Annotated in this window: 13 protein-coding genes and 1 rRNA gene; all 14 read right to left on the minus strand. The window is 37.2% G+C overall.

The annotated features are described in order from the left end of the window. A 16S ribosomal RNA gene (locus PY093_RS14075) occupies nucleotides 1-397 on the minus strand; the annotation flags it as partial. A 360-nt stretch (nucleotides 398-757) separates the two neighbouring features. Next, nucleotides 758-2,242 (minus strand): lysine--tRNA ligase, encoded by a 1,485-nt coding sequence (gene lysS / locus PY093_RS14080; protein ID WP_275646494.1) that lies wholly within the window; start codon nucleotides 2,240-2,242, stop codon nucleotides 758-760. A gap of 130 nt (nucleotides 2,243-2,372) precedes the next feature. After that, nucleotides 2,373-3,374 (minus strand): tRNA dihydrouridine synthase DusB, encoded by a 1,002-nt coding sequence (gene dusB, locus PY093_RS14085; RefSeq protein WP_275646495.1) that lies wholly within the window; start codon nucleotides 3,372-3,374, stop codon nucleotides 2,373-2,375. Nucleotides 3,375-3,389: 15 nt separating this feature from the next. Then, nucleotides 3,390-3,605, minus strand: a complete 216-nt coding sequence (locus PY093_RS14090) for a helix-turn-helix domain-containing protein (protein WP_275646496.1) — start codon at nucleotides 3,603-3,605, stop codon at nucleotides 3,390-3,392. After that, entirely contained in the window at nucleotides 3,557-4,081 is a 525-nt protein-coding gene (gene folK, locus PY093_RS14095; RefSeq protein ID WP_275646497.1) for a 2-amino-4-hydroxy-6-hydroxymethyldihydropteridine diphosphokinase, read from the minus strand. Before folK ends, PY093_RS14090 begins: the two co-directional genes overlap by 49 nt. Beyond that, nucleotides 4,082-4,441, minus strand: a complete 360-nt coding sequence (folB, locus tag PY093_RS14100) for a dihydroneopterin aldolase (RefSeq protein ID WP_275646547.1) — start codon at nucleotides 4,439-4,441, stop codon at nucleotides 4,082-4,084. 12 nt (nucleotides 4,442-4,453) lie between these two features. Then, nucleotides 4,454-5,296, minus strand: coding sequence for a dihydropteroate synthase (gene folP / locus PY093_RS14105; RefSeq protein ID WP_275646498.1), 843 nt, complete (start codon nucleotides 5,294-5,296; stop codon nucleotides 4,454-4,456). After that, a complete protein-coding gene (gene pabC, locus PY093_RS14110; RefSeq protein ID WP_275646499.1) occupies nucleotides 5,286-6,173 on the minus strand; it encodes an aminodeoxychorismate lyase in 888 nt (295 codons plus the stop codon). Before pabC ends, folP begins: the two co-directional genes overlap by 11 nt. Then, nucleotides 6,158-6,760, minus strand: a complete 603-nt coding sequence (gene pabA / locus PY093_RS14115) for an aminodeoxychorismate/anthranilate synthase component II (RefSeq protein WP_275646500.1) — start codon at nucleotides 6,758-6,760, stop codon at nucleotides 6,158-6,160. Before pabA ends, pabC begins: the two co-directional genes overlap by 16 nt. 6 nt (nucleotides 6,761-6,766) lie before the next feature. Beyond that, nucleotides 6,767-8,197 carry an aminodeoxychorismate synthase component I gene (gene pabB, locus PY093_RS14120; protein ID WP_275646501.1) on the minus strand — a complete coding sequence of 477 codons (1,431 nt, stop codon included), beginning with the start codon at nucleotides 8,195-8,197 and terminating at the stop codon, nucleotides 6,767-6,769. A 125-nt stretch (nucleotides 8,198-8,322) separates the two neighbouring features. Next, a complete protein-coding gene (cysK, locus tag PY093_RS14125) occupies nucleotides 8,323-9,252 on the minus strand; it encodes a cysteine synthase A (protein WP_275646502.1) in 930 nt (309 codons plus the stop codon). Nucleotides 9,253-9,347: 95 nt separating this feature from the next. Then, the gene (locus tag PY093_RS14130) at nucleotides 9,348-10,262 is read right to left on the minus strand and encodes a peptidyl-prolyl cis-trans isomerase (protein ID WP_275646503.1); all 915 of its coding nucleotides are present in this window, start codon (nucleotides 10,260-10,262) and stop codon (nucleotides 9,348-9,350) included. 24 nt (nucleotides 10,263-10,286) lie between these two features. Continuing rightward, entirely contained in the window at nucleotides 10,287-11,165 is an 879-nt protein-coding gene (hslO, locus tag PY093_RS14135) for an Hsp33 family molecular chaperone HslO (RefSeq protein ID WP_275646504.1), read from the minus strand. Between the two features lie 98 nt (nucleotides 11,166-11,263). Next, nucleotides 11,264-12,040 (minus strand): type III pantothenate kinase, encoded by a 777-nt coding sequence (locus tag PY093_RS14140; RefSeq protein WP_275646505.1) that lies wholly within the window; start codon nucleotides 12,038-12,040, stop codon nucleotides 11,264-11,266. Between the last annotated feature and the right edge of the window lie 165 nt (nucleotides 12,041-12,205).

Here is a 12,205-nt window from a genome sequence, read left to right on the forward strand (position 1 = left end):
CGTCAGACTTTCGTCCATTGCGGAAGATTCCCTACTGCTGCCTCCCGTAGGAGTCTGGGCCGTGTCTCAGTCCCAGTGTGGCCGATCACCCTCTCAGGTCGGCTACGCATCGTCGCCTTGGTGAGCCATTACCTCACCAACTAGCTAATGCGCCGCGGGCCCATCTATAAGTGATAGCCTAAGCCATCTTTCAATAAGAAATCATGTAATCTCTTATATTATCCGGTATTAGCTCCGGTTTCCCGAAGTTATCCCAGTCTTATAGGTAGGTTGCCCACGTGTTACTCACCCGTCCGCCGCTGTTCTTAGGAAGCAAGCTTCCTAAGAACCGCTCGACTTGCATGTATTAGGCACGCCGCCAGCGTTCGTCCTGAGCCAGGATCAAACTCTCCAATAGAGTTGAACTAGCACATATAAGTGCTGACATCGATGTTCACTACTTCATTTTTTTAAAACAAACATTGACGCTTGTGTTGTGTTCAGTTTTCAAAGAACTTTTTTTGCAGCTCGTCTTACCTGAGCAGCTTTATTATATTAACATTTTGTATTTCATCTGTCAACAACTTATTTCAGTTGTTAACTTGTTCCATCGCGTTCATCAGCGACGAATAATAATATAACATCTCATCAAAAAATAAGCAACATGTTTTTTCAAAAAAACTCAATTTAACTTCCTTTATTAAACCTTTACCCAAGAAATCTTACTTTAAACACAGAAAAAAGGTGATCCTACTTTTAATAGAATCACCTAAGGCAACTACTTATTACGCATTTGCGGGAATAATAGTACGTCTCTAATAGAAGGAGAATTAGTTAACAACATGACTAGTCGATCTATCCCAATCCCTAATCCACCAGTTGGAGGCATACCATACTCTAATGCTTCAATAAAGTCTTCATCCATTAAATGAGCTTCATCATTTCCTTGCTCACGTTCTTTTAATTGCTCTTCAAACCTTCCTTTTTGATCAATCGGATCATTTAATTCCGTGAAGGCATTTGCATATTCACGCGCAACAATAAACAATTCAAATCGATCTGTAAATCGAGGATCTTCAGGATTTTTCTTAGCAAGCGGTGAAATTTCAACTGGATGACCATAAATAAATGTTGGTTGTATAAGTTTTTCTTCAATTTTTTGCTCAAAAAACTCGTTTACAATATGTCCGTATAGCATATTGTCTTTTATCTCAACTCCATGCTCTTTCGCAAGTTGACGAGCTTCTTCAACACTCATTTCTTTCCAGAAGTCTACCCCTACGTATTCTTTAATAGCATCAACCATATGTAGTCTTGTCCAACCTGGTTTAAGTTCAATTTGTTGGTCACCATACTGTACATTGGTAGTCCCTAATACCTCTTGAGCTATATGTGCAATTAGATTTTCCGTTAAGTTCATGATGTCTTTATAATCAACATAAGCTTCATATAATTCAATCATCGTAAATTCTGGGTTATGACGAGTTGATACACCTTCATTTCTAAATACTCGTCCAATTTCATAAACCTTCTCTAGTCCACCAACAATTAACCGTTTTAAATGTAACTCGATTGCAATTCTCATATATAACGGAATATCTAACGCATTATGATGAGTTACGAAAGGACGGGCTGATGCTCCACCAGGGATAGAGTGCATCATTGGTGTTTCTACTTCTAAATAGCCTTGGTCATCTAGGTATCTACGCATTGATCTAATAATCTGGCTTCTTGCAATAAATGTTTCTTTACTTTCTGGATTCATGATTAAATCCAAGTATCGTTGACGATATCTTTGTTCCACATCTTTTAGTCCATGAAATTTTTCAGGAAGTGGTCGTAAAGATTTTGTCAGTATTTCAAAGGATTTGACTTTGATTGAAAGTTCGCCTACTTGTGTTTTAAATACATCTCCTGTAATCCCTACGATGTCCCCTAAGTCAGCTGTATCAAAAACATCATACTGATCATCACCGACAGCATCCTTACGAACATAAAGTTGAATTTGGCCAGTTAGATCTTGGATGTGTGCAAAGCCCGCTTTTCCTTTTCCACGCTTAGTCTTAATACGCCCTGCGATTGTAACAGAAATATCCTTTTCGTCTAACTCTTCTTTAGAAAGCTGATCATATAAATTTATTAATTCTTTTGCAGTATGTGTACGTTCAAATCTTTTACCAAAAGGGTCAAGTCCTGCTTCAGTAAGTTTATGTAATTTCTCTCTTCGGACTCGCAGCTGGTCATTTAATTCTTCATGACTCATAAAATCAACTCCAAAATTTAATTTGTATTATTAATACTAAAGCTAGTATATGTAAGCAGAAAAACTGCCAGTAAAGACACTGGCAGTAAGTAGCACGTTACGGGTATTATAGGCTAGCTAGATTGCTATGTCAAACAACTCGGACACAATTCTCTGTCTTTTCCTCTATTTCGTTAACAAAGTCAGTTAATAATGTTACTAATTGCTCTCTCGTATTACACTCATTAACCTTGTTACGTACTTTAGCATTTCCTCGTATTCCTTTTAGGTACCAGGCAGCATGTTTACGCATTTCTCTAACTGCAATATTTTCATTTTTTAAGTCTATTAAGCGATCAAGATGTAACACACAGACGTCGATCTTCTCACGAACTGAAGGTTCACCCATTAGTTCACCAGTTTCAAGATATTTAACTGTTTGATAAATGACCCACGGGTTACCTAATGCCGCTCGGCCAATCATTACTCCGTCAACTCCTGTTTCTTCAAGCATGCGTTTCGCATCTTGTGGTGTTTGAATGTCACCATTACCAATAACAGGGATTGAAACAGATTGTTTTACTTGTTTGATGATATCCCAATTCGCTTTACCTTCATACATTTGCACACGCGTTCTTCCATGTAGAGCTACAGCTTGACCACCAGCTCGTTCAACTGCTCGCGCATTCTCAATCGCATAAATGTGGTCTTCATCCCAACCCATACGCATTTTCACTGTTACCGGTTTATCTACAGCATCTACAACAGCAGAAACCATTTCATAGATTTTATTAGGGTCTAAAAGCCATTTCGCACCAGCATCACATTTTGTTATCTTAGGAACTGGGCATCCCATATTTATATCAATAATATCTGCTGTTGTATTTTTATCGACATACTTAGCTGCCTCTACAAGCGTTTGTTTTTCTCCACCAAAAATTTGAAGACTTAGGGGTTTTTCTCTTTCATCGATATAAAGCATATCCATTGTCTTAGCATTATTAAACAAAATGGCTTTATCACTTACCATTTCTGCACAAACAAGACCCGCTCCAAATTCTTTAACCGTCAAACGGAAAGCTGCGTTACATACTCCAGCCATTGGAGCCAACACAACTTGGTTTTTCATTTGAATGTCACCAATTTTAAACATTGTGAAACCTCCTTTTTATTCATCACTATTCTTTGGTGTTAATTCTTCTAAAGTTACATTTAACCTCTCAGCCACTTCAAGGAGAAAGTCATCACCCGGAACACGATTCCCTCGTTCAACTTCACCTAAAATAGACACTGACACACCTAAACTTTTTGCAAACTCTTCTTGTGTATAACCTTTTAACTTTCGAAAAGCCCGTATACGCCTACCCCATTTTTCCGCTTCCATACCCGTACACCTTCTCTATCTAGTAATTCATTTATGATTAAGGATATTTTTCCTTGATTGGGTATTTCTAGTGTTGATTCCACTTCTTCTAAAGGAACAATGACAAACGCTCTTTCTGTCATACGTGGATGTGGAATAATTAGTTCTTTCGTTTCAATATTTTCGTGATTATATAGCAAAATGTCAAGGTCTAATGTTCTTGGACCCCACCTGATTTCCCTTTTTCTCCCTAGTTTATGTTCGATTTCCTGATTAACACGCAATAATTCATAAGGTGTCAATTCTGTTTTTACTTTAATTACCATATTCAAAAAATGATCTTGATCTTCAAATCCTACTGGATCTGTTTCATATATTGACGAAACTTTGATAACTACAATTGAGTCATGAATATCTAGAGCTTTAACAGCTTCATGTAAATAGTATAAGCGATCACCTATATTAGAGCCAATTGAAATAAAAGCGATACTGTTCATTTAGCGACCCCTTGTTATTTCTACTGCAACTGATTGATAATGGCCTGGAATTGGCGGATCAGGTTTAATGATTTTAACAGTGCATGAATGAATATTTGAAAACCTTTTTAATGTAGCCTCTGCAATTTTTTCAGACACTGATTCTACCAGCTTATAGGGTGAACCTTCTACAATCTCTTTACAGATATTATATAGTTCAGCATAATTAACAGTATATTCTAGTTGGTCTGTAGTTCCAGCTTTCTTCAAATCTAATTCAACCGTTAAATCTGTGATAAAACGCTGGCCTAATTTATTTTCTTCAGGAAATACGCCATGGTAGCCGTAAAACTCCATCCGATTAACGTATATTTTATCGATGGTTTTCGCCTCCTATTTACCAACCAAGGCATCTGTCATTTTTGCCAATCTTGCATTTAATAAAACATCGTGCACCCTTACAATATTACAACCCTTTTGTATTCCCATACATGTTGTTGCACCTGTTCCTTCTCCTCTATCTTCAGGGGGTAAATCTAAAACTTGTCCAATAAAGGTTTTTCGGGAGGTAGCAAGTAGAACAGGATAACCAAGTGTTGTTAACTTCTCTAATTGACGCATTACCTCTATATTATGTTCAAAGGTCTTCGCAAATCCTACACCTGGGTCTAAGATGATATTTTCATCTTTCACTCCCGCCGCCTTTACAACCCTGATACTTTCCTGTAAATCTGCAATCATATCTGGCAGGAGGTCCTGATAGTCTTTATTGTCTCTGTTGTGCATTAGTATAATAGGAACATTGTACCTGGCAGCTACTTCAGCCATCTTGTCATCTGCCTTAGCCCCCCATACATCGTTAATAATATGTGCACCAGCTTCAATTGCTTGCTTTGCTACCTCTGCTTTATACGTATCTATAGATATAGGGACTTTAACCCGATTAGAAATAGATTTAATAATTGGAATGACACGCTCTAACTCTTCTTCAACTGAAATATATGTAGAACCAGGTCTAGTAGATTCTCCACCAATATCAATGATATCAGCACCTTGTTTTACGATTTCCTCCGCACGTTGAACAGCTTGATCATGGGCATTGAATTTCCCACCATCTGAAAAAGAATCTGGTGTGATATTTAAAATACCCATGATTAATGTTTTTTCACTGTAATCAAATGAAAATGGACCACAGGTAAGTTTGGAGTGCTTTAGGTTACCACGTTCAGATTTCATCTAAGCCGCTCCTTCCCTCTAATGCGCTTCGACTCCATAGAGTTTTTCTATATAAAGTATATATTTCTTGTAATTTCCTAGTTATTACACCATTCTTCCCATGTAATAAAACATTGTTGATCTCCCTAAGTGGGACAATCTCTTGGATAGAATTTGTAACAAATGCTTCATCGCTACTTAGTAGTTCTTCGACATTATAACACCCTATGTGTACCTCTATACGTAGACTCCTAGCGATTTTTATAACAAACTGTCTAGTAATGCCATCTAATATGCCCGTTTCTAGCGCCGGCGTAAATAGCTCATTACCTTTTACCCAAAAAAGATTTGAAGTTATCCCCTCAGCTGCATAGCCCTCTTTTGTTAAAAAGATCCCTTCTGTTGAAGGATTACTGCCTATTTCACGTTTGCCTAAAATGTTATTTAAGAAATGATGGGACTTAATTCTGAATTTTCCTTCAGGAGTATTTCGGACCTGTTTTAGGATGACACCTTTTTTTTCATAGCCAGCTTCAACTGCACTTGGGAGCGGTTTTATAAATACAATAACGGTCGGCTCCTGGTAGTGACCCGTCTGCAACCCGATATCACCTACACCAGCCGAAACATTAAACCTAACATAGGCATTGTTTATATCATTTGCATGTAGTAGTTTAGTTATGATTTCTACTACATCTTTACGAACAGGTATAAAATCGATAGATAACGCACTTAAACCTTCACGTAAACGCGCAAGATGGTCATCGAGTAAAAACGGATGACCATCGTAAATTCTAAATGTTTCAAATAAGCCCAACCCATAGATATACCCATGGTCATAAGGAGAGATTTTTGCTTCCTCTTGGCGCTCTATCCGACCGTTTATATAGATGTACATATGCCCGCTTGATCTTTCTTTTTGTACTTTTCTATAAAATTACTAAGCATTTGTTTCCCATAAGAAGTCATGATTGATTCAGGATGGAACTGCACACCCTCAATAGCTAGCGTTTTATGGCGTAATGCCATGATCTCATTTTCATCTGTCCATGCCGAAACTTCTAAGCAGTCAGGTAGTGTTTCTTTCTTAACAATTAACGAATGGTATCTTGTTGCAACAAAAGGGTTTTCTAAACCATCGAAAATTGTTTTCCCATCATGGTTAATTAATGATGTTTTGCCGTGCATAAGCCTTTGGGCACGTACTACATCTCCTCCGAAAACCTGTGCAATTGATTGATGACCTAGACAGACTCCAAAAATCGGTATTTTACCAGCAAAGTATTCAATTGCGTTCATACTAATCCCAGCTTCATTAGGACTACAAGGACCAGGGGAAATCATTAAAAAGCTTGGATTAAGTTTTTCTATCTCTTCTATCGAAATCTCATCATTACGCTTTACACGGAGCTCCTGCCCTAATTCTCCTAAATATTGAACTAAATTAAATGTAAATGAATCATAGTTATCAATCATCACGATCATGTTGGCTCACCTCATACTCATATTTTTCTCATACTCTTCTTCACTCAACTCTTTAGCTTTCCAAAGCGCAAATGCTTTTTTCAATGACTCTTTATATTCGTTTTTAGGATTTGAATCAATCACAACACCAGCACCAGCTTGAACATGGGCTAACCCGTCTTTGGCGATAAGTGTTCTTATCGTAATGTTTAATTCCATTTCCTCTGAAAAACTAATCCAACCAATGCTTCCAGTGTATAGACCTCTTCTAACTGGCTCTAATTCTTCTATAATTTCCATCGTTCGTACTTTTGGTGCCCCTGTAATAGTACCGCCAGGAAATGTTGCACGCAGTAAGTCATATACGCTTTTTTCTTCTGCAATTTTCCCTCTAACATTAGATACAATATGCATTACATGAGAATATTTTTCGATTACCATAAACTCATTTACTTCTACACTACCGTAAGCACTTACCCGTCCCAAGTCGTTTCTCTCAAGATCAACTAGCATAACGTGCTCGGCTCGTTCTTTTTCATCTACAATAAGTTCATTTGCTAATTGCAAATCTTCCTCATCATTTAAGCCTCGTGACCTCGTACCTGCAATAGGTCTTGTACTTATTTCGTCACCCTTCTTTTTAACAAGCAACTCGGGTGAACCACTGACTATTTGAAATTCTGGCAATTGCATATAGGCCATATATGGGGAAGGATTTAGACCTCTTAACGTTTCGTAAATTTCGAGTGGGTGTGTCTTTAAAGGTCTGGATTGTCGGACAGATAAATTGACTTGAAAAACATCACCTTGTGCAATATAGTCTCGAACCTTCTCTACAGCTTTAATAAATTCTTGTTCGGTAAATGAAAATGGTTTCTCTACTGTCTCCTCGCTTAACTTCAAATAAGGATATGACCAATCGTTAACCTCATTTGTCCATTCTATTTCTAATTTGTTTAGTCTTTCTTCGGCCTCATTTTGTTCACCTTCAAAATAGTGAGTTATAAGCCATAATACATTTTCGGTATGGTCGAAAACGAACACATCATCAAAAACAAGGAAATACAGATCTGGTGTATGTAAGTCATCCTTTGATGTATTCTCGAACTTCTCAAAATACCTTGCACAATCGTAACTAAAAAATCCAATTGCACCACCTTGGAATTCAGGATAAGCTGGATTTTGATCTGTCTTGTATTGACTCATCCATTTTTCCATTAAATCTATCGGGTTCCCAGTCAACTCTTCTGTATGATTGTTCAACGTAATCTTAAGCTTATTATTTTTCCCGTTTAAAACCGCAAAAGGTCTTAAACCCATAATACTATACTGACCCCCACGCCCACTTTCTAACAATACATGGTAGGGCTCGTTTCTTGATAGAGCCTTATATTGTTCAAACCATTTTTTTGAAGAAAAAGGTATATTCTTTGCTAATGAAGCTCTTTTAAGCTGCATTATGTCACACTCCTCATAACACTCGATAGACATATTGTACATGATTCTTTAAAAGTGTTCACCATTTCCACCCAAAAAAATGCGTTAAAAGGAATTGAAAAAAAAAACAGCCTGAGGCTGTCTTTTTACTCTTGGTCAAATTGATAAAGTGGAGTACTTAAGTAACGTTCACCATTACTAGGAAGAATTGCAAGAACTTTTTTACCTTTTCCTAATTTCTCTGCAACCTTTATGGCTGCACAAATGGCTGCACCAGATGAGATACCACCTAATATACCTTCTTCACGAGCTGCACGCCTTGCATACTCAAAGGCTTCTTCGTTCTTTATTGTAATAACTTCATCATATATTGTCGTATCTAATACATCTGGAACAAAGCCTGCTCCAATACCCTGAATTTTATGTGGCCCTGGTTTCCCGCCGGAAAGAATAGCAGAGTCTGTTGGTTCAACAGCTATAATTTTAATACCAGGGAAATTTTCTTTTAAAACATCGCCAGCACCAGTTATTGTTCCACCTGTACCAATACCTGAGATAAATGCATCTAGCCCCTCAGACATTTGTTCAACTATTTCTTTCCCAGTGGTCAAACGATGAACCTCTGGGTTTGCTTCATTTTTAAATTGTTGCGGCATAAAGTAACCATGCTCATTTGCAAGCTCTTCGGCTTTGCGAATCGCACCATTCATTCCATCAGCTCCTGGCGTCAGAACTAACTCTGCACCATAAGCTCGTAACAAATTACGTCTTTCGATACTCATCGTATCAGGCATAACAAGTACTGCTTTTAAACCTTTAGCCGCAGCTACCATTGCTAGCCCTATGCCTGTATTTCCACTTGTCGGCTCTATTAATGTATCACCTTCAGTTAATTTACCTTCTTTTTCTGCAGTTTCAATCATAGCCAGGGCTATTCTGTCCTTCACACTGCTTCCAGGATTCATAAATTCTAGTTTTAAATAAACATCAGCACTGTTTTCTCCAACCAGCCGATTTAATTTTACTATTGGTGTTTGCCCCACTAACTCATTAATTGAATTTGCCACACGTGTCATAACGTCCACCCCTAATCCCTAGTATTTGTATTGGTTATATAGAATTTATCAACTATTATCTGATTTGTCAATCAATATGCTACAAATTACTATAATTATTGTTGTTCATCATAAAACCATGACACTTCAACTTCATCCCAAAAAGGTTGGACAGAGATTGACCCTCTCATTTGTTCGATTGCAATTTGACGGCGAATTTGATTTTTCACTTCATCATAAGAATATTTGACCCCATCAATGGTTTCATGAAGCAGAATAATAGCATATCCGCCCTCGACCTTTATTGGGTCACTCCATTCATTTTCACTCAACGTTTCAGCGGTTTCAAAGTACTCAGCAGGTAAGTACTCAATATCTTCAGACATGTAGCCGAGCACTCCTCCTTGGTTTGCTGAAAACTCATCCTGTGACATTTCCATAGCTAATGCTGTAAAGCTTGATCCACTTTTTAATTCCTTATTTACTTTTTCGGCCTCTTCTTTTGTCGGAACTACTATATGTGAGAGTTGATACGTTTTAGGAATGTCATATAGTTCTTTATTATCGTTATAATATTTTTCAAGTTCTTCTTCTGAAATAACAACATCTTTTGTTAAAAGCTCTTCTAGCAGCAAACTTGATTCGATTTGTTCTCTAAAGCTTTGCTCATCATTAATCTCCTCATTGTCAAGAGTATTGTACATTGTTTTAATCATCTTTACTTCACGTTCAAGGATGTCATCAGAAATCGTAATATTGTATTTCTCTGCCATTTGTTTTATAACTTGTTTATCAATCATATTCTCTAAGGTTTCTTTTCCATAACGAACTTCTAATTCATTTAGCCATTCCTGCCTTGTGATTTGAGTATCTCCGATTTTTGCAACATTTTCCCCAGAAGATACATCTGCATTACTTATACTTACTACCTCCTTGATTTTTTCCCCTTGGTTAGATATAAAATAAGCTATTGTAAGAAAATTCAAGACTATTAGCCCTACAATCATTGACCATAATACCTTTGTATTCATACTCCCCCACTCCCACATTTTAGTCTACTTTGACTCCTCTTTTAGTTCGATAAGTTCTTCTTTTGAAAAATGGTATGTTTCATTACAGAAATGACATTGCGCTTGTGCTTGTCCATCTTCCTCTATCATTGATTGAATTTCTTCATTACCTAGGCTAATAATAGCGCTTGATATACGTTCTCTTGAACATGGGCAGCTAAACGTTATAGGCATCTTTTCAATAATTTGGAGGGTATCATCCCCCAATATCTCTTCCAAAATCCCTTCCGGAGATAACCCCTTTTGTATTAATTTTGAAATTGGTTCTATCGATCCTAAACGATTCTCAATTTTCGTTATTGTCTCGTCATCTGTTCCCGGAAGTAATTGAATCATAAACCCTCCAGCAGCTAAAATTGTATTATCTGGATTAACAAGCACTCCAACGCCAACTGATGAGGGTACTTGTTCAGACGTAACAAGGTAGTATGTAAAGTCTTCTCCTAGTTCACCTGACACAATTGGAACTTGTCCTGAAAAATGTTCCTTCATTCCTATATCTTTAACTACCGTTAACGTTCCAGTTGTACCAACAGCTCTTGCTACATCAAGCTTACCCTGATCATTTAAATCAAAATGAGTTTGTGGGTTTGTAACGTATCCTCTAACTTCACCTTTAGCATTGGTATCAACAAGGATTAGTCCGATTGGACCGCCACCTTCTATTTTAATCGTTAGTTTATCCTCTCCCTTAAGAGCCGCTCCCATCATTACACTTGCAGACATAGCACGGCCAAGAGCAGCCGAGGCAGTTGGCCATGTATTATGTCTTCTTTGTGCCTCTCCAACCGTGTCTGTTGTTTTCAGAGCAAATGCTCTCACTTGTTTGTTATATGCCAGTGCTTTTACCAAATAATCTCCCATATTTAATACCCCTTTCATATACTGTGCTTTTTCAGGCTGATGGCTTTTATTAGTAGGTATTTTATTGCGATATTTCCTATCATACGAATTTTTCCATGTTACTTTTTAGCTTCAGAGTTTCTTTCATATATTAGTTGAAGGCCCTTTAATGTTAAAAATGGTTCTACGTAATCAATTGCTGGCGATTCTTTAGCTATTAGAGTAGCTAGTCCACCCGTCGCTATTACTTTCGGCATAACCTTTGATTGTTCCTTCATTCTTGAAACAATTCCTTCAACCTGGCCTACATATCCGTATAATATCCCTGCTTGCATTGCACTAACCGTATTTTTTCCGATAATTTCATTCGGTCTCACTATTTCTATGCGAGGTAGCTTCGCTGCTTTTGAATATAAAGCTTCTGTTGATATAGCTATACCAGGGGCAATCGCTCCACCCATATACTGTTTATCTTCATTTATATAACAATAAGTAGTAGCTGTCCCAAAATCAACAATGATAAGTGGGCTACCATATAGATGAATACCAGCAACAGCATTAACAATTCGGTCAGCTCCTACTTCCCGAGGATTTTCATATTTAATATTTAATCCGGTCTTCATTCCAGGTCCAACAATTAGTGGCTTTAAATGAAAATATTTATAGCACATTCTTTCTAAGGCAAACATAATCGGTGGAACTACAGAGGAAATAATTATTCCTTTAATATCATCAAATTCTAGTCCAACATGCGCTATTAAAGAGTTGATAATCATTCCATATTCATCTTCTGTTTTATTTCTATTTGTTTCAATTCTCCAATGGAATTTTAATTCGTTATTTTGATATATACCTAAGACAGTGTTTGAATTTCCTACATCTAAAACAAACAACATGATTAATCACCCACTCTTACCATTCATTTTTACAAACACCCTATCATCATAATAGGTAGGAAAGTAAATGAGTTCAAAAGACACAGATGCTAGAACACTAACCCTCATAACTTTTGATTTCCTTTCCTAATAACATAAAAGAGGGTGCTAAATACATTAGTATGT

This window comes from Cytobacillus sp. S13-E01 (assembly GCF_029193815.1).
In the GTDB taxonomy this organism is placed as follows: domain Bacteria; phylum Bacillota; class Bacilli; order Bacillales; family Bacillaceae_L; genus Bacillus_BV.